Origin of the sequence: Paenibacillus sp. YAF4_2 (assembly GCF_052113225.1) — a bacterium.
GTDB lineage: Bacteria > Bacillota > Bacilli > Paenibacillales > Paenibacillaceae > Pristimantibacillus.
This window is the reverse complement of record NZ_JBFRCT010000013.1, coordinates 26794-45342: the sequence shown is the minus strand read 5'-3', so window position 1 is coordinate 45342 and position 18549 is coordinate 26794. Positions and strand designations below refer to the sequence as shown.

At 45.5% G+C, this 18549-nt stretch carries 18 protein-coding genes; 12 read left to right on the top strand and 6 right to left on the bottom strand.

What is annotated here, in order from left to right; genetic code table 11:
* The first annotated feature begins 1 nt into the window (after position 1).
* The 4 genes from AB4Y93_RS25390 to AB4Y93_RS25375 all read left to right on the top strand — a co-directional run bounded on the left by AB4Y93_RS25390 (position 2) and on the right by AB4Y93_RS25375 (position 3756).
* Positions 2-1273, top strand: coding sequence for a nucleobase:cation symporter-2 family protein (locus tag AB4Y93_RS25390; RefSeq protein WP_441896182.1), 1272 nt, complete (start codon positions 2-4; stop codon positions 1271-1273).
* 157 nt (positions 1274-1430) lie between these two features.
* Positions 1431-2297, top strand: coding sequence for an ABC transporter substrate-binding protein (locus tag AB4Y93_RS25385; protein WP_441896180.1), 867 nt, complete (start codon positions 1431-1433; stop codon positions 2295-2297).
* Between the two features lie 72 nt (positions 2298-2369).
* A complete protein-coding gene (locus tag AB4Y93_RS25380; RefSeq protein WP_441896178.1) occupies positions 2370-3041 on the top strand; it encodes an amino acid ABC transporter permease in 672 nt (223 codons plus the stop codon).
* Positions 3034-3756, top strand: coding sequence for an amino acid ABC transporter ATP-binding protein (locus AB4Y93_RS25375; RefSeq protein WP_441896176.1), 723 nt, complete (start codon positions 3034-3036; stop codon positions 3754-3756). Before AB4Y93_RS25380 ends, AB4Y93_RS25375 begins: the two co-directional genes overlap by 8 nt.
* An 83-nt stretch (positions 3757-3839) precedes the next feature.
* Here AB4Y93_RS25375 and AB4Y93_RS25370 read toward each other — a convergent pair whose 3' ends face one another.
* Positions 3840-5105, bottom strand: coding sequence for an alkaline phosphatase (locus AB4Y93_RS25370; RefSeq protein ID WP_441896174.1), 1266 nt, complete (start codon positions 5103-5105; stop codon positions 3840-3842).
* A gap of 144 nt (positions 5106-5249) precedes the next feature.
* Positions 5250-5735, bottom strand: a complete 486-nt coding sequence (locus AB4Y93_RS25365) for a CAP domain-containing protein (protein WP_441896173.1) — start codon at positions 5733-5735, stop codon at positions 5250-5252.
* Positions 5736-5838: 103 nt separating this feature from the next.
* Between AB4Y93_RS25365 and AB4Y93_RS25360 the strand changes: the two genes are divergently transcribed.
* Together AB4Y93_RS25360 and yjcZ are read left to right on the top strand one after the other, a co-directional pair.
* Positions 5839-6318, top strand: a complete 480-nt coding sequence (locus tag AB4Y93_RS25360; protein ID WP_441896171.1) for a GAF domain-containing protein — start codon at positions 5839-5841, stop codon at positions 6316-6318.
* Positions 6319-6468: 150 nt separating this feature from the next.
* The gene (yjcZ, locus tag AB4Y93_RS25355; RefSeq protein WP_167282572.1) at positions 6469-6603 is read left to right on the top strand and encodes a sporulation protein YjcZ; all 135 of its coding nucleotides are present in this window, start codon (positions 6469-6471) and stop codon (positions 6601-6603) included.
* A gap of 87 nt (positions 6604-6690) precedes the next feature.
* Here yjcZ and AB4Y93_RS25350 read toward each other — a convergent pair whose 3' ends face one another.
* Positions 6691-7680, bottom strand: coding sequence for a diaminopimelate dehydrogenase (locus AB4Y93_RS25350; RefSeq protein ID WP_441896169.1), 990 nt, complete (start codon positions 7678-7680; stop codon positions 6691-6693).
* A gap of 164 nt (positions 7681-7844) precedes the next feature.
* Between AB4Y93_RS25350 and AB4Y93_RS25345 the strand changes: the two genes are divergently transcribed.
* The 3 genes from AB4Y93_RS25345 to AB4Y93_RS25335 all read left to right on the top strand — a co-directional run bounded on the left by AB4Y93_RS25345 (position 7845) and on the right by AB4Y93_RS25335 (position 12087).
* Positions 7845-8822 (top strand): CobW family GTP-binding protein, encoded by a 978-nt coding sequence (locus AB4Y93_RS25345; RefSeq protein WP_441896167.1) that lies wholly within the window; start codon positions 7845-7847, stop codon positions 8820-8822.
* 96 nt (positions 8823-8918) lie between these two features.
* Positions 8919-9377: a hypothetical protein gene (locus AB4Y93_RS25340; protein ID WP_441896165.1), complete on the top strand. Its 459-nt coding sequence runs from the start codon at positions 8919-8921 to the stop codon at positions 9375-9377.
* A gap of 226 nt (positions 9378-9603) precedes the next feature.
* Positions 9604-12087 (top strand): EAL domain-containing protein, encoded by a 2484-nt coding sequence (locus tag AB4Y93_RS25335; protein ID WP_441896163.1) that lies wholly within the window; start codon positions 9604-9606, stop codon positions 12085-12087.
* A gap of 56 nt (positions 12088-12143) precedes the next feature.
* Here AB4Y93_RS25335 and AB4Y93_RS25330 read toward each other — a convergent pair whose 3' ends face one another.
* Both AB4Y93_RS25330 and AB4Y93_RS25325 read right to left on the bottom strand, forming a co-directional pair.
* Positions 12144-12806: a hypothetical protein gene (locus AB4Y93_RS25330; RefSeq protein ID WP_441896161.1), complete on the bottom strand. Its 663-nt coding sequence runs from the start codon at positions 12804-12806 to the stop codon at positions 12144-12146.
* A 185-nt stretch (positions 12807-12991) separates the two neighbouring features.
* On the bottom strand, positions 12992-13771 hold the full coding sequence (locus tag AB4Y93_RS25325; protein WP_441896159.1) for a helix-turn-helix domain-containing protein: 780 nt from the start codon (positions 13769-13771) through the stop codon (positions 12992-12994).
* Positions 13772-13908: 137 nt separating this feature from the next.
* On the opposite strand from AB4Y93_RS25325, the gene pyk reads away from it, so the two are divergent.
* Entirely contained in the window at positions 13909-15330 is a 1422-nt protein-coding gene (gene pyk / locus AB4Y93_RS25320; RefSeq protein WP_441896157.1) for a pyruvate kinase, read from the top strand.
* 54 nt (positions 15331-15384) lie between these two features.
* Positions 15385-16095 carry a hypothetical protein gene (locus tag AB4Y93_RS25315; RefSeq protein WP_441896156.1) on the top strand — a complete coding sequence of 237 codons (711 nt, stop codon included), beginning with the start codon at positions 15385-15387 and terminating at the stop codon, positions 16093-16095.
* On the opposite strand, the gene AB4Y93_RS25310 is transcribed toward AB4Y93_RS25315, so the two are convergent.
* Complete coding sequence (locus AB4Y93_RS25310) at positions 16086-16805, bottom strand: YqaA family protein (RefSeq protein ID WP_441896154.1); 720 nt, start codon at positions 16803-16805, stop codon at positions 16086-16088. The two genes, AB4Y93_RS25315 and AB4Y93_RS25310, sit on opposite strands and share 10 nt — an antisense overlap.
* Positions 16806-17168: 363 nt before the next feature.
* On the opposite strand from AB4Y93_RS25310, the gene AB4Y93_RS25305 reads away from it, so the two are divergent.
* Complete coding sequence (locus AB4Y93_RS25305) at positions 17169-18548, top strand: asparaginase (protein ID WP_441896152.1); 1380 nt, start codon at positions 17169-17171, stop codon at positions 18546-18548.
* Position 18549: the final 1 nt, after the last annotated feature.

Here is an 18549-nt window from a genome sequence, read left to right as displayed (position 1 = left end):
GATGCTGGGCAAACGGAGAGCAATTACATTAGGATTTCAGCATGTCTTAGCTATGTATGCGGGTGCGGTTGTTGTACCATTAATAGTCGGCGGTGCACTCCATTTGAACGGTACGCAGATGGCATATTTAATCGCAGCAGATTTGTTCACGTGTGGTCTTGCCACGCTCTTGCAGGTGCTGGGTACCAAATACTTTGGCAGCAGACTGCCGGTTATACTCGGTTGTACGTTTACCGCGGTAGGTCCCATTATTGCGATTGCTTCAGCATCGAACTTGGCTACCGCTTATGGAGCGATTATACTATCTGGCTTATTTGTTGTATTGGCAGCACCATTATACGGGAAGCTGTTAAAGTTCTTCCCTGTTATCGTAACCGGTTCGGTTGTCACCATTATTGGACTCTCCTTAATCCCTGTAGCGATGAATAATGTTGCTGGTGGTCAAGGCAGTGACGATTTTGGCATGCCGCGTAATTTACTATTGGCATTTGGTACACTTGTCGTTATTTTGCTCGTGAATCGGTTCACGAAGGGTTTCTTACGATCCATTTCCGTTCTGATCGGGCTTGCCGTTGGTACGGTTGTGGCATACTCGATGGGCCTCGTTAGCTTTGCGCCTGTATCGGAGGCTTCATGGTTCAACATTGTTCAACCGTTCTACTTTGGTACCCCGCAGTTTAGCTTAACCGCTGTCTTTACCATGATTATCGTCAATATTGTGAGTATGGTGGAATCTACAGGCGTCTACTTAGCTGTCGGCCGAGCAACAGATCAGAAGGTTGAACAGAAGCAGATTATTAACGGTTTGCGTTCCGAAGGGGCAGCGATTATGCTGGGCGGCTTATTCAACGCATTTCCATATACAGCTTTTTCGCAAAATGTTGGCTTGATCACGCTCACTCGCGTGAAGACTCGTGACGTCATTTTTGCCGCTGGCGGCATTATGGTTATACTCGGTCTGCTGCCGAAGCTCGCCGCCATAACAACCGTTATCCCAAATGCAGTGCTTGGCGGAGCAATGATTGTCATGTTCGGCTCCGTTGCAGCATCCGGTATCTCGATCTTGTCCGAAGTAGATTTACGCAAGGAGCGTAACCTGCTCATCGCAGCCTGCAGCATTGCCGTTGGTCTCGGGTCATCTGCAGTCCCACAAATATTCGACCAATTCCCGGATTTTGCGAAGATGCTGCTACAGAACGGGATCGTAACCGGATCCGTTACAGCCATTCTGTTGAACTTGCTTTTATCCAATAAGAATAACTCGGAGGTTTGATCCTCGAGTGAGGATGACGTGATTTGGGAATGCTTCCATAGTAGGGCTAATGACTTATGAAACTGAAAATAATGGGAGAAAAAACCTGTATCTTTATGCGTGATTATGAATTATAATCAACTAGTTTTTAATGAACAGACATCAGGAGTTGAATAACATGAAGGTAAGAAAAAGCTTAGTTTTTATTTTAACATTAGTTGTCGTGTTGTCGCTGGCAGCCTGCGGCGGTAACAAAAACAACACTAATAACACTTCTTCAAATGAAAGCCCGGCTGCGTCCGCAGATAATGGCGCTGCAGAAGCAACAGGTAAGCTGGCTGACATTAAGAAAGCTGGCAAAATCGTACTTGGAACAAGCGCGGAATATGCACCATATGAGTTCCATAAGAATGTAGATGGTAAAGATCAAATCGTTGGTTTTGACATCGAGATCGCGAAAGAAGTAGCAAAGGATCTGGGTGTTGACCTGGAGATTAAAGATATGGACTTCGGCAACCTGCTTGCAGAGCTGAAGCTGGGCAAAATCGACTTCGTTATCGCTGGTATGACACCAGATGAGGAGCGTGCGAAAGCAGTAGACTTCTCGAAGATTTATTACGAAGCGAAGCAAGGTGTCCTTGTACGTGCTGCGGATAAAGATAAATTCAATACGATGGCTGATCTTGAAGGCAAAGCCATTGGTGTTCAAATGGGCTCCACCCAAGAGAAAATCGGTCAAGGCATCAAAGGCGCTAAGCTGAAATCTTTGGGTAAAACAACGGATCTGGTTCTTGAACTGAAATCGCAAAAGGTGGATGCTCTGATCGCCGAGCTTCCAGTAGCTCAAGGCTACGCCAATGTAAATTCGGATTTATTCTTATCGCCTATTTCACCTGAATACGAGAACAGCGGATCTGCTGTTGCTGTTAATAAAGGTGAAGCTGATCTCTTGGCAGCGATTCAAAAAACGCTAGATCATCTGACTGCAGACAAAAAGATTGATCAATGGGTATCGGAAATGACAGCTGTTTCGGAGAAAGAATAGAAATGATTAGGGAAATAGGGGAATAACCGCTATTTCCCTTTTTACGTAAATACAAAAGGCAGGGTTGACATCATGGAACTAGCGTACCATTGGGATTTTTCATTTCTAAATGATTATGGCTCTTACTATTGGACAGGTATTAGAATGACCTTAGAAGTGTCGCTGCTTGCCGTCCTTAGCGGACTTGTACTGGGTACACTTGTATCCCTTCTCCGCTTGTCAGGGCTGTGGCCGCTTCGCTTTATCGGTTCTGTATATGTAGAGATTATTCGTGGAACACCTCTTATTGTCCAGTTATTCTTGTTTAATTATGGTCTTCCGATCTTTCTGGGATTTGATATCGGGATCTTTACGGCTGCCTATCTGGCGCTCACAATCAACAGTGCTGCTTATATTGCAGAGATCATGCGGGCAGGGATTCAAGCGGTTGATAAAGGTCAAATGGAGGCTGCCCGTTCGCTTGGGATGTCGAGAAGCCTCGCGATGCGTCAGATTATTCTTCCTCAAGCTTTCAAAAATGTCCTTCCTGCGCTTGGCAACGAGTTTGTTGTTGTAGTAAAAGAATCCTCGGTTCTATCCGTTATCGGCTTCGCTGAATTGACTTATCAGGCGAATGCGATTCGAGGAGCGACATTTATTTCGATTGAGCCTATGCTTATATCGGCGCTTATCTATTTCGTCTTGATCTTTACGATGTCCAAGCTGCTTGGCATTGGCGAGCGGAGGTTGAAAACAAGTGATTAAAGTTAGCGGACTGAAGAAATCATTTGGCAAAGCCAATATCCTAAACGGTATTGATGCGGAAATCGCCAAAGGCGAAGTTGTCGTTGTAATTGGACCAAGTGGTTCAGGCAAAAGTACGTTCCTCAGATGTCTTAATTTGCTCGAGGCGCCTACTGGCGGAGAGATTGAATACGAAGGCAAGCTGCTGACGGACCGTAAAGTGAATATCAATGAACTGCGTCAAAGCATGGGCATGGTATTCCAGCAGTTTAATCTGTTCCCGCATAAGACAGTTCTGGAGAACGTGACGCTTGCCCCAATTAAGGTACAGAACATGTCGAAGGCTGAAGCGGAAAAGATTGGTGTTGAACTGCTGCGTCGCGTTGGCCTTGAAGCGAAGCGGGATGCCTATCCGAATCGCTTATCCGGCGGACAAAAGCAGCGTGTAGCCATTGCACGTGCGCTTGCGATGCGCCCTCACGTTATGCTGTTTGACGAGCCTACATCAGCGCTTGATCCTGAGATGGTCGGCGAGGTTCTGGATGTGATGAAGTCCCTTGCGAAAGAGGGGATGACGATGGTCATCGTAACCCATGAGATGGGCTTCGCACGTGAAGTAGGAGACCGCTTATTATTTATCGATGGTGGCTTGATAGTTGAGCAAGGAGCTCCTCGGGAAGTGTTCAGCAATCCGCAGCATCCGCGGACAAAGGAATTCCTCAGTAAAGTATTATAATCAACGGGAAAAAGAGACTTCTCAGGAGCGTATACGCTCAAGGGAAGTCTCTTTGTATTGCGCGGATTTTATTGCCGGGGGAATTATTTCTTAACGGTAATGCCCATTGCTTGTGCTAGCTTGCTGAAGATTTGTGTATTTTCATAAATACCGGAGAAAATCTCAGCCCCTGCGCCTGTTACTGTGACCGGTACGTCAACACCTGTGTGCCCGGAGGTGGTCCAGTCCACAATAAAGCTCATTTTGGAGTTAGCAATGGCAAATGGTCCGTCCTCACCTGAAATGGTTACACCATCGGTGGACTCATCCGAAGCATCAACTTCTTCTACTGAGAAGCCGCCTGTTTCATGGTCAGCAAGGACGAGGACAAGTGTATCGGGATGCTGCTTAGCGAAATCTTTGGCCACTTTAACGGATTTATCCAGCTCTTGACCAGCTTTGATCGTCAGCTTCGCGTTATTGTTGTGAGCCATCTCATCTGTTGCTTCTTCTTCAACCATAAGGAAGAAGCCTTTTTTGTTTGTAGAAAGAGTATCGAGAGCTTTCTTCGTCATGTCAGGCAAAGATACAATTGGATTGTATACATCGCCTTGGCCTTCAGGTTTTTGCTGGAACATTTCTTCGTTTGCGAACAGGCCAAGCAGCTTGCCTTTGGCTTTCGACATATCCGTTTTATTTGTCACGTAAGTATAGCCAAGCGACTTCGCCTTTTGGACAAGGTCGCCTTGTGTCCCTTTACTTTTCTCGGAAGGATCAGCCGGTGTCTCGTCTTTGAAAGCTCCAGCCTTTCCAGCCGGGAACCAGAAGTCTTCGCCGCCGCCGAGCAGCACGTCAACCTTAGATTTCGTCAAATATTGTAGGGCGATATCGCTCTGCTTGGAACGATCTTCAACATGGGAAGCGAAAGCGGCCGGCGTAGCATCTGTAATTTGGCTTGTTGTAACAAGACCGGTAGACATGCCTTTATCCTTCGCATATTCCATAATTGTTTTAACGCTTTTCTTATTCGCATCCACGCCTATTGCGCCATTATAGGTTTTCACACCGCTGGCATAAGCAGTTGCAGAGGCAGCAGAGTCTGTGATCGCTGTTGTGGAGCTTGTATGGATCAGACCAACGTACGGCATCGAATCCATAGCCAGTTGTCCGGTTTCACCTACTGTTGCAAGACGAATAGCATCACGTTGAGCCGTCCCCATGCCGTCGCCAACGAAGAGAACAACATTTTTTGCTTTTGTTGTAGCTGCCTCAGCCTTGTAATTTCCTTGAATCCCTGTGTAGCTTGTTATGACAAGAGCGGCTGCCGCTGTCCCGATTAATGCCGTTTTCCAACCTGCGATGACTTTCATTGCTAGTATCTCCTCCTATTAGATCGCTCTGTTACAACTGCATCTTACCGAGCTTCTATTAAGAGAATGTATGGGACAAGTGAAGGTTTTGTAAATTACTTACATAAATAGGAGTGAAGTAGTGTTTTTTGTGCCGAAACAGGCCTAGAGCCTTACAAACTCTTGTACCCAATAGGACCGATATCGACTATCCGACGTTCCTGGTGCATAGCCGACTCCTAAATGAGTGAATTTTGGAGATAAAATGTTAGCGTGATGGCCGGGACTGTTCATCCAAGCCTGCATCACGGCTGCTGGCGTTCGCTGCCCGGCAGCAATATTCTCGCCATAAGCAGTCCACTCTACGCCATATTGAGTAAGCATTTGTCCGGGAGTTCCATAAGTAGGGGAAACATGATCAAAGTAATTGTTATCCCGCATATCTAATGCTTTTATTTCAGCAACCTCAAATAGAATCTCAAGTCTGATAAGAGGCAGAAAACCCTCTTGTATCCGTTCTTCATTTACAAGGGCAAAAACTTCATCGGCAAAAGTAGTTTCCTGCAATGGAAACAAAAGCTCGGTTTTATGATTGGTTGAAGTCTTCTTTGCTGTTGATTTCCGCTTTGTCACCGTTTTCTTCTTCGTCACCCAATTATCCCCCTAATCGATCAAGCTGGAATATGATATTCTATTCATACAATCAAGTCTTGTTTGGATGGTTGGTCAGGTTGATAGAGTAGGAGTGATCATATTGTTTAACGGAAGCTTGTATACAGGTACAAGAGAAGAGAATTATACGCTGCTTATCAAGCAATTGACGGCACTAGTAGAGGATGAGCGCAGCCGAATCGCCAATCTGGCGAATGCATCAGCACTGCTGCAGCAGTTTCTTGAAGATATTAATTGGGTAGGTTTTTATTTGCTTGAAGGGGACGAGCTGGTGCTTGGTCCTTTCCAAGGGAAACCTGCTTGTACGCGGATTGCAGTCGGAAGAGGAGTATGCGGCACTTCTATTGCGCGTAAGGAAGCGATCCTGGTTGATGATGTTCATCAGTTCCCTGGACATATCGCCTGCGACAGCGCATCTAATTCGGAGATGGTTATACCGCTGTACAGCGGTGGTCAACTTATTGGATTGCTCGATATCGACAGCCCGCTGTTCAGCCGTTTCGACGAAACAGACCTGCAGTATTTGACCATTTTTACTGAGCGTTTAGGCGAATACCTGTAAAAGTAACCGATAGAATAGGTCCAAGACCAGCTTCTTGGATTATGTGCATGTAAAACGGAAATTGAGCAAACGCACAATTTTGGTATTTGCCTATACCCTTTGGGTTTTTAAACATAGGATACTGTACATTAGTTTAAAGGAGATGAACAAATGAGCTACGGAGTAGGTCCAGTTGCAGGAGGCTACGGCGGCGGTTATCCGCACGGTGGAGGCCAATCTTCATTCGGATTCATTCTCGTCCTCTTTATTCTGCTAGTTATCATAATCAGATCCGTTTGGTTATAATCCAGCATTAATCAACACTTGCTGGCAATAGAAAAAGGCTGCACCTCGCCAAATGGCGTCGTGCAGCCTTTTTATTGTCGCTCGTCCTTACAGAAGCTCGCGACGCAGCTCTTCAGCCGATTTTGGCGATAGCAGGCCAAACGGAATATCGAAGACTGTTTTGGCACCGGATTGGCCGCTTGCGCTCAGGCGTTGTGCCGCTCTTGCGTAAGCAACAAGTACACTTGCCGTAAATTCTGGATTGCTCTCGAGCTTAAGTCCGAATTCTATCAGCTGCTTTGTACCTTCACCCGTTACACCGCTGCGAATGACGAAGCCGCCATGTGGCATGCCTTGATGCTCGGATTTCAATTGCTCTTCGGTAATGAAGGTAACGGTTGTATCATAATCAGAGAAATAGTTCGGCATATTCACAATCGTTTGGCGAATTTGCTCTTGGTCAGCGCCATCCTCCGCAACGACATAACATTCACGCAAATGCTTTTCACGAGTCGTAAATTCAGGTGTTTCGCCCGAACGGATACGGTCAATCACGTTTTGAACAGGGACCGTATATTGCACGCCGCCTTTTACGCCTGGTACACGGCGGATGGCATCCGAATGGCCTTGACTAACGCCTTTGCCCCAGAAGGTATAATCTTTGCCCTCCGGCAGGATGGCTTCAGCAAGCAGACGATTCAGCGAGAATAGTCCTGGATCCCAGCCAGTGGAAATAACGCTCAGGTTACCATTGCTTGAAGCAGCTTTATTAACGGCCTCGAAGAAATCCGGAATTTTCGCATGGGTATCGAAGCTGTCAACGGTATTGAACATACTCGCAAGGAATGGGGTTTGTTCAGGAAGGTCGGTTGCTGATCCTCCACACAAGATCATAACGTCGATTTTACCTTTATATGACTCGGCATTGGAGATGGATTCGAAACGAACACCTTCCGTGCTTGCTGCCAGATCAGAAGGCTCCCTCCGAGTAAAGATAGCAACCAGCTCCATGTCGCTGTTTTGCGCAATGGCTTTATGTACACCTTTTCCAAGATTGCCATAACCTACGATGCCAATTTGAATTTTTTGATTGCTCATTGTTAAGCTCCCTTCTAGGATTTGTAATAGCGGATAACTCTTAACATCCTAACATGTCATGTGAGATATGTCTATGGCAATTCACTATTAGAACGATATTGTTGCAGGCGCTGCGAGAGCGCTATAATGAAGGGAAGAACGGAAGATGAAAGGGAACAACAAATATGAATGATGCCATAGTACCTATTTATTTGCTGTCTGGCTTTCTTGGCAGCGGCAAAACGACATTGCTTACCGGGCTGCTGGACAACTGGAAAGCGAGAGGACTTAAGACAGCTGTCATTATGAATGAATTAGGCGATATCAATTTGGACGGCCAAATGGTCGGTGATGATGTTCCAATGTCGGAAATGCTGAGCGGCTGCATCTGCTGCACGATTCGAAGCGATCTGAGTATGGAGATCAAAACCCTTATCGACGAGCATAACCCTGATGTAATCGTTATTGAATCTACAGGGGCTGCCAATCCAATGGAGATTATGGATGGCGTAACAGAAGCGGCTCTATACTGTAAGATCGAGCTGAAAGGCGTTATTACGGTAGTTGATGGACCAGAGCTGTTGCAGCGTAACCGTAGTGGAAGGGGCAAAACGTTTAAGCTGATGCGCGAGCAAATAAAATGTGCAACAAAGCTGCTGCTTAATAAAATCGATAAACTGGAGCCGGACGAGCTGGTAGAGGCGCAGCAGCTGCTAAGAGAAATGAACGCAGTAGCTCCTGTGATCCCAACGATTCGTTGTAAGGTGGATGATTGGGCGGCTCTGGAAGGAACAGCGGAAGACATTATACTAACCTCATCCGATCAGATGGAGCATGAACACAGTCATGATAGAGGTCATCATCATACCCATGAGCATGTTATGGTGATGACTCATTATATGAATGGGCCGGTGGACAGCGAGAAATTTGAGGCTTTTCTCAAGCAGCTGCCAGACCATGTGTATCGCGCAAAAGGGATTGTATCCTTCTCGGATACGGCAAGCCGGTTCTTGTTCCAATATGCCTATCGGGAAACCGACTTTATCCGGATTACCCCTCAGGGCGACGTGAATGACGTTGCTGTTTTTATCGGTGAGCATTTCTCCAAGGAGTTGGTGCTCGAGGAACTTCTTAAACTCGAACATCAACAATCGACAGAATAATTTGTTAAGCGACATCGCCATGTCTAATCCAACGTATGCTTGGGAAAAATAATCCAGTAGGCATCACGATATTGGATAAGGAAGGTGTGGCAAAGCATGAACAGAAAATGGATCATTAGCGCATTCACAGCATCGATGCTGCTGCTTGCAGCTCCAGTCTATGCGGCTCAGCCGGAGGATGCTGCGCAGGATAAACGTGTAGAGGACCATGGTCATCATCATGGCATGCACGGCAAGGACAGAGAAGCGCATAGACTTGAGAAGCTCCGTTATATGGCCGATTATTTCGGAATTAAGACAGAAGGCAAGTCAGCTGAGCAGCTGAAGACAGAGCTCGAAGCTGCGAAGCAGAAAGATAAAGCGAAGTGGGAAGCGTTCAAGACCGAGCATAAAGCGAAGCTCTTGGAGCATCTGCGTGAGAAGGCCAAAGAAAACGGCATTGCTACAGAAGGCAAAACAGCTGAGCAGCTTCGTGAGGAGCTTCATAAGCTTCACCGTATGCATCATAAGAGTGGAGCGCAGCCAGAGCCGCAGCGTGATGTGAAGCAGGGCTAAACAAACAAAAGAGGCAGTTGAAGGCATAAATGCGCTTCAACTGCCTCTTTCTTTTTGACCAGGTACAAAGTTACAAAATCCGACATTACGTTGTCGAAGAAATGATTATATTGTCATAATAATTGATAGTTTTCCGTTGAATTTATCTTATTTTGTCAAGTATACTAGAACCATATCATAAAATGGAAAAACGTAAGATAGGTCTAGAGGCAGAGGGGGATAGAGTTTGAAGAAATTAAGGCTCAGCATTGCACAGAAACTGATTACTGCATTGGGAGTTCTTATGCTGTTGTCTTATTCTTTAGTTGTTTCTGTCTATCTTACCAAGCTGTATGACACCAGTTTGCAAAAAGGCGAGCTGCTTGCGCAAAAACAATCTATCCAATATATCGACGAAATTACTCAATCCATTAATAGAAGTTTGTCCTCGCTGACAATGGTAAGGGATGGACTGCTGCAAATGCGTACGGATTCGGTACAAAATCGCCCCTATGCCGTACATTTGCTGGAAGCGGTCGTACGCAATAATCCCGATTTGATAGGTGCTTATACGATATGGGAGCCAAATTCCTTCGATAACGAGGATGCGAGCCATCAACTGACCAGCAGCTACGATGATGTGACAGGCCGATTTATTCCCTATGTGGTACGTACGAATGATGGCCTAATTACTATTCCTTCCGTTGACTATAGTGAGTTGAATGAAAAAGGGGACTATTATCAGGTCGCCAAGCAATCGAAAAAGTTTACGCTGCTGGATCCTTATCCCTATGATCTGAACGGAACGGAGATTATTGTAACCTCATTTATCCTTCCAATAATGGATGAGAACGGCCAGTTTCTTGGTATTGTTGGCGGTGATATTTCACTGCAAACCGTACAGGACAAAATTCGTAACATCCGTCCATTGAATGGCCATGCAAGTATTATCACATCAAATGACTATTACTTGGCAAACGGTGCTTACCCGAATCTTGTTATGAAGCCCTACCAAATGTGGAAGAACGGGGGATCCATCAGCGATTATAAAAAGCATTTCGCAACGATACAATACACCTCCGATCGTTATATAAAAGGGGAAATGCTGCGGATGTTTATCCCTATCCCTATTCAAGACTTTACCTGGTATTTCGAGATGGCCATTCCGAAAAATAACATGTTAACAGAGTATTATTCATCACTTTGGAACTCTATTATTATTGCTGCTATTACCCTTATATTAATGTCTTTACTGGCGCTGCTTCTACTTAAGAAGATCGTACTTGAAAATATTAAGAAGGTTATCCAGGTCACCTCTGCCGTTGCGATTGGCAATGAGAGACAGAAGCTGGATATTAGGACCAATGATGAGTTTGAGACGATGGCTAATCATTTTAACCGGATGGTGGATTTCCGTAAGGAAGCAGAGCATTTGATCCAGCATCAGGCTACACATGATCTGGTAACCGGGTTCCCTAATCGTTACGGCTATACGCGGTACATAGAGACGAAGATAAGCAGTGATAAGCATGTTGCGCTGCTTTATGTCGATTTAGACCGTTTTAAGATTATTAACGAAACGTTGGACTATACGATGGGGGATTTATTGCTGAAGCAAGTCGGGAACCGAATTGTTGAGGTTACTGGTGAATTCGGTCAAGTCTATCGTTTTGGCGGTGATGAATTTGTTGTACTGCTTGATGAGATTAGCAATTTGGGACAAGCAGCTGCTATAGCGGCGCAGATTTTGAGTGTAATCGCAGAGCCGATTAAGATGAGGGGGCGGGTCTTCTATCTGACGGCTAGCATTGGGATGAGCGTGCAGCAGGAATGGACGCCGGAGTCAGGCGATCGGCTTGTTAAAGAATCCGATATCGCCCTGTATGTGGCGAAGAAGCAGCGGAATACGTATAAACTGTACTCACCGCTTATGAATAACGTGCCAACAAAGGAGCTTATACTGGAGAACAGTATGTTCGAGGCGCTGGAGAGCAACCAATTTATGCTTCATTATCAGCCAAAGCTTGAGATTGGGACTAGTCGTATTCATGGTGTTGAAGCGCTGCTGCGCTGGAAGCATCCAGAGTTTGGCATGGTATCTCCTCTTGAGTTTATTCCGATAGCGGAGAAGACAGGCTTTATTATTTTGCTGGGGGAATGGGTGCTGCGGACGGCTTGCCGGCAGGTTAAGCAGTGGGAGCTAATGGGTCTGGACTCTATCCTGGTCAGTGTGAATATGTCGATGATGCAGTTCCAACAGAAGAACATTGTTGAAAGCATCCAATCAATTATTACGGAAGAAGACGTTCGACCAGAGCAGATCGAGCTGGAATTAACCGAATCGATATTTATGGAAAATCCAGAGCATACCCTTCGAATTCTGCATGAGCTTCAAGAGCTTGGTCTTCAATTATCCTTAGATGACTTTGGCACGGGGTACTCATCGCTCAGTTACTTGCAGAGCATCCCGATTCATTATTTAAAGCTGGATAAATCATTTATTCGCGGCATCGTAACCGATATCCGGAAGCAGATGATATTCAAATCGATTATTGTTATCGCCCATAACCTGAATATGATGGTTGTTACGGAAGGTGTGGAGACGGCCGAGGAGCTGCAAATTATTAAGGAGCATAACTGCGATTTGATGCAGGGCTATCTGTTTAGTCCTCCGGTCACTCCGGAACGATTCGTAGAATTATTTCAATTGGTTAAAGCTTCAGGTGAATAGTGACGCGAAAAAAGGCGCTCTTATTGTCGGGATGATAATAAGAGCGCCGATTGCTGTTATATCGTCCATTGGGAATGCACAATCGCACTTATATACCAAGTTCCGTCTTGCTGCTCCAGCACGAGTATGAGGCTTTCCCAATCCATTCCTCTATACTCGGGATCAAATCCGTTGAAGTGATAGTCGAAGAAGGTGCTGCCTTGGAAAACATCCTGGATATTAACTAGCGTATTCCCTTGACCAAGCACTTCATTATGACCAATAGCATCAGCTTCCGCAAAGTTTTGATCATAAATGAACTTCTTGTAGTAATCACTGAAACTTAAGGATATTGGCTCGCCTGAACCGTCAAAGCTTCCCCACTCATATGCTTTCGGGTCCTCAAGAGTTGGAAGTTCACCAGAGTGGAACGTAATCGCAATGTCCGTCTCGATATGAGCATAAGGGGAGAATAGCAGCCCTTTTTCTGGATGGATATAGGAAGTGAGTGTAGTTAAATCTTGCTGTTGTAATGCGGTCATGATTGCCTTGGCAGCTTCTTCAGCAGTAGCCGCATGAGGGGCTGAAGGGCTAGGTGCTGGTGAAGAAGAAGGCTCAACCGACGGTGAAGTCGTTGGTGATGGATCCGGTACTGGAGACAATGAATTGTCATTCCCGCCTAGTCCAAAACAACCGCTAAGAAGCAGGAGCACGGTAAGTATACTCAATTGACGCAGCATGAGCTTCACTCCATTTCAGAAAACCAGATTGCTTCTATCTTATTCCTCCTAAAATGAATGATCACCCAAGTGGCCATGAATTCAGGCCAGTGTGATGATTCATTGCTTCGAAAGCATAAGCTAAACGAAAAACAGACTCGAAGGTTGCGGTCACGTTATATTTTCCACTACTGCCCTATGAGAGGTTAAGGGATTGGCGTTGGCCGATCCTTCATATAGGCAGTAGGTGTCTTTCCTGTCTCTCGTTTGAAGATTCGTTGAAAGTAGGAGAGATCACGGTAGCCTACAGATTCTGCAATTTCCCCTACGGTAAGCGTCGAGTCAATCAACAGATATATAGCTTTTTTAACTCTGGCTTTATGCACATATTCACTAATCGTTTGCCCGGTTACCCGGCGGAACAACGTAGCCGCATAATTGGGGGATTTGTGAATATGCTCGCCAAGCTCTTCTTTTGAAATTTTCTGTGGGTAGTAATTCATGATATAGTTCTTCATTCGTTCTACCTGCTGATGGGCGGCGGGAGTAGCAGGTCCTTCATCCAGCTCCCGGTTCCAAAGCGCCAAACATTCATACAGAATGGCAAGGCCAAGTATATCCGCATACAGATGCTTCTCTGTCCATTCGTTATGCATCGTTTTAATTCGTTCAAGAATCAATTCATAAGCACCAATTCGCGATTTCATATAATAACTGCTTTGCAGAATCGGAAGTGGAGAATCCGTTACCGTAAATTCAATGACGTATTTTTCATGAAAAACGGTTGGCACACATTTGCCATAATACGATTGACTGGCTGGAATGTATAAGAAATCACCTTTCTCCAAAATGACTTTTTCATGGTCAATCCAGTAAACCGCTTTGCCGTAGCTTACTAATACGAGCGTACACGCGCCTTCCGGCCGATTGTTGTCTTCGAACCATTCGCTTCCTCGATCTTGTCTCACTTGTGTCAGGCGCAGCATTGTTCCAAGTTCCTCCTTACAACACCGTACTATGTTTCTATAAGAGTACTATATTTCATAGTCTGTTGGGAAGAAACGAGCTACAATAAGGTTATTCATGTTCATCAGACTCGTACAATCAGGAGGAATAAGACATTATGCGCAAGACGAAAATTGTTTGTACCATGGGACCAGCATGTGAATCGAAAGAAGTATTAATCGACATGATTAATGCAGGAATGAATGTTGCCCGTTTGAATATGGCTCACGGCGAGCTTGAGGATCATGCGGCGCGTATTACGAAAATTCGGGAAGCTGCAGCTGCTACTAACAGTGTTGTCGCTATCCTGCTTGATATTAAAGGTCCAGAGGTTCGGATCGGCAAACTGGAGGAAGCTTCGTACCTGCTGCAGGTTGGCGAGAAGCTCACTCTGACGACGGAAGAGATTATTGGCAATGGCGAGCGTATTCATGTGAATTATGCGGAACTGCCGCAAGTTGTAAACCCTGGCAACAAAATTTTGCTGGATGACGGCTTGATCGAAATGGAAGTTGCAGCGGTTAACGGGACAGAGATCGAGTGTACGATTCTGAACGGCGGCGTTATTAAAGCGAGAAAAGGCGTTAACCTGCCGGGTATCCGCACGACACTGCCAGGCGTAACTGAGCGTGACATTCGTCATATCCTCTTTGGCATTGAGCAGCAAATTGATATTATCGCTCCCTCCTTTGTAAGAAGAGCGGAAGATATTTTGCAGATCCGCGAATTGCTTCGTGAGAGCGGAGCAGGTCATATCCAGATTATCTCCAAGATTGAGAATGAAGAAGGTGTTAATAATCTGGATTCGATTATTGAAGCATCTGACGGCATTATGGTTGCCCGCGGTGACCTTGGTGTAGAGGTTCCAGCTTGGGATGTACCGATGATTCAACGCGAGATGATTACGAAATGTAATGCTGCTGGCAAAGTTGTTGTCGTTGCGACGCAAATGCTGGATTCGATGCAGATCAACCCTCGTCCATCCCGCGCGGAAGTTAGTGACGTGGCAAATGCGGTTCTTCAAGGAACGGACGCTATTATGTTGTCGGGTGAAACAGCTGCCGGCAAATATCCAGTACAGTCGGTCAGCATGATGGCTTCGATCGCTGTTAAGGCAGAATCTATGCTGGATTATTTCGAAGGCTTCCAACAACGCAGAGGCGCACAGCCAACGACTATTACGGAAGTGATCAGCCAAGCGGTAGTAAGCTCCTCTCTTGAGCTCGATGCGAAAGCTATTGTAACGCCAACAGAGAGCGGCTTTACAGCTCGTATGGTATCGAAATACCGTCCGAAATCGCCAATCATTGCCGTTGCTTCTGATGAAAAAGTACTGCCTCGTCTCGCAATCATGTGGGGAGTTATTCCGGTTAAGGGCGGCAGACCTAATTCGACAGATGATATTTTCGAATCAGCTTTAACGAATGGCGGAAGTACAGGCCTCTTGGAAAAAGGCGACTATGTTGTCATTACAGCAGGCACGCCAACAGGTAAAGCCGGCGCAACCAACCTTGTGAAAATCGCACAGTACGGCCTATAATAGTTATATATAATGGCGAAGAACGCCCATCTAAAACATCTCGCGATGTTTTAGATGGGCGTTTTATTTTCTAAACAGCGCACAGTGATTGGTTGGAGGGGCATAAGGAGAGAAGAAGCGGAGCGAAAAGGAAGGCTTGAAAGAGGACATCAACATGCGGAGAAGCTCTTTCTCCAGCAGGTGTGGTGGCCGCTGATAGGCTCATTAGAACAATTACACCCTGAATATGAAATCCTTGATTGGAGGGGGAAATTGTATTTCGCTGATCTGGCGTGGTTACCAGGGCATGTAAAATTTGTATTTGAGATTAAGGGATATGGACCCCATGTTACAGATATGGACCGAAGGCGCTATTCGGAAGAATTGAATAGAGAAACATTTATACAGGGTGTTGGATTTCGTGTTGTTTCGTTTGCTTATGATGAGGTAGCATATCGCCCCGAGCTGTGTATGACATTGTTGAGGCTTTTGCTAAGCCGATACCAGACGAAAAAGGAAATGCCAAGTCGAATCAGGCGAGAAATTGTGCTGTTGGCTTGTGAGAGTGGAGGGCGAATTAGTCCTGCTCAAGTCGAACAGCATTTGGAGCTTAATCACCGAACGGCCGTCCGACATTTGCAGGCATTATGTGAACGAGGATGGCTCCAGCCATTATTATGTGATAATGTAGATTTTCATTTTGATGCTGTAAATCTGCTGTCTACAGGGTACATAAAAGCCCCTTCCGATTATGGAAGGGGCTTGTTGTATGTCCACTATGTGTGACTTACTGAACTATTTGTGGAGATGCCTGCATCGACGACTACTGTACTTTCTTCTATAGTGGCTGAAGCCTCTGAGGCTGCAGTATGCTCCTGTACGTTTTCTTCGGCAGCACTTGCTGCTGCGGCTTCTGCTGCCGCTGCTTTAACGGCTTTTTTCTTGCGGTGCTTCTTCCGGAAGAATAAGAACAGAGCGATCAGCGGAACAGCGATGGCGAATAAATACAGGGATACGTTATGGACCATACTTTCAGCGGCTTGACCGTAAAAGTAAATGAGTGCACCAACTAAATAAAATTTAGCTGCTCTGCCTACCGCTGCGTACATAAGAAGGCGCCATAGCGGGAAATTCAGAGCACCAGATAAGATCGTGAATACTTTAAATGGAATTGGCGTGAATGAACCGATCAATACAGCTGTATCTCCGTTTTTCTTGAACATGGTTGTAGCAGCTTCGATCCATTCTTTTTTAAGTATTTTGTATAGGATGGAATTGCCCAGAAGTTTGCCGATTAAATAGCCGATAGGGGTGCCTATCAAACAACCGATATATCCTACGGTAGCCAGTAAAAACGCATCAGATGGATTTACTAGACTTAGTGGAACCTGGAGGAATAAAGCCGGTATTGGAAAGATGATTGCATCAATCATGGAATGAAAAAACAAACCCCAGGGGCCAAATTTCATAAGGAAGTCTACAATATCTTGGAGCATGAAAATGGCACACACCTCTCTACGCATGGAAAGCCGTAGTTAATTATACGATAGTTTAGGACTTAGGTTTCACTTTTTTTATGGTCACGAAAGAAATTTAAGTAAATGTACTTTTTTGACCTTACCGATGCTTTGCTCCTTCGCATACGATACCTATGTTCTAATGGTGTTAAATTAATGTTAGTTTATCTAACAAGTTAATATACTAAATTTTCTTAATAGTGGAAGAAAAACGAAGTTAATCTCAGATATACGCTGATGTTAACGCTTTAATGGGGTGTTATTATATTTGTTAATATATGTGACATAAAATAGACTAAAATTGTTAGAAAAAGATAGATAGATTAGGGAGGAAGATGAAATATGACGAACATTGTCAAGAGTACGTTAGGTAAGAGGTTTGTTGCACTACTTCTTTTGCTGTCGATGATTACAGGAACAGTTGTTGTTTCGAGAAATTTGGCAAACGCTGCCGAACCTGTACCGCTTCCTACATTTAACATTCCACCGGTTTCCGCTGAGTTTGAAGCATCCGAGAAGCCTAATGTACTCGTTATTGCAACAGGGGGAACGATCGCAGGTGCTGCTAGAAACGGCGATAAAACCAACTTCCAGAACTACGCAGCCGGCACGTATACCATGGCTGATATGGTCGCTCAATTGCCAGTACATAAAACAGCGGACGTATCTACCTTCCAATTTGGCAATAAAGGCTCAGGCAGCTATTCGATAAAGGACTTATACGATCTCTCGTTGGCAGTTGATACGGCTCTTGCTACTTATGACAGTGTAGTGGTTACAACGGGGACGGATACGATGGAGGAGATTGCTTATTTCCTTGATCTAACCGTACGCAGCGAAAAACCTGTTGTTGTGACGGGGGCGATGAGGCCTTGGGATGTTATCGGTACGGATGCTCCGGCTAACCTGTATCAAGCGATTAAAGTGGCAGGCAGCAACAAAACCAAATGGTTTGGAACCGTTCTGATGCTGAATGATGTCATTTATGCAGCACGTGAAGTGACCAAAACAAATGCCCATCGTTTGGATACGTTTGATGCACCGATGTTTGGCGCGCTTGGTTATGTGGATGACCCTGCTGTTCGTATTTACCGTGCTCCTGCAAGAGCGATTAAAGCGGGTACAGAAGCATGGGCAACACCGTTTGATCTGAAGACGATCGCGAAGGACAAGCTTCCAATTGTCGAAATTGCTTACAGCTACCAAGAAGCGGGCGGCGGTGCAATCCGTGGATTTGTAGAAGATGGTGCGAAGGGTATCGTTACAGCAGGCATGGGAGCTGGAGGTATCTCTTCGAAAATGAGCCAAGCTCGCTCTGCAGCCATTCAACAAGGTGTTGTCTTCGTGACCACAACCCGAACAGGCTCCGGAACGATGTATGACAGCGGTACAAGCAGCACTATTGGTGGAGATAACCTCAACGCGGCACATGCGCGTATGCTGCTTCTTCTTTCGTTGGCCTTTACAAGTGATTTGCCTACAATCCATTCCTGGTTCCAATCGTTTGGTACAGGAGATGTTGAAATTTCTGTAGACGAAAATACAGTTTTGACAACTTCACTCGAAGTAGAACCTGTCGTTGAAGAGCCAGCAGTTGAGGTTGAAGTACCGACTCCTTCTGTAGAGCCTACTGTTGAACCTTCTGCTGATCCAACACCTGATCCGGAAAGCCCAGCACCGCTTGAAACAACGCCAGTAGAAGAGCCTGTTGGGGTTCGCTAAG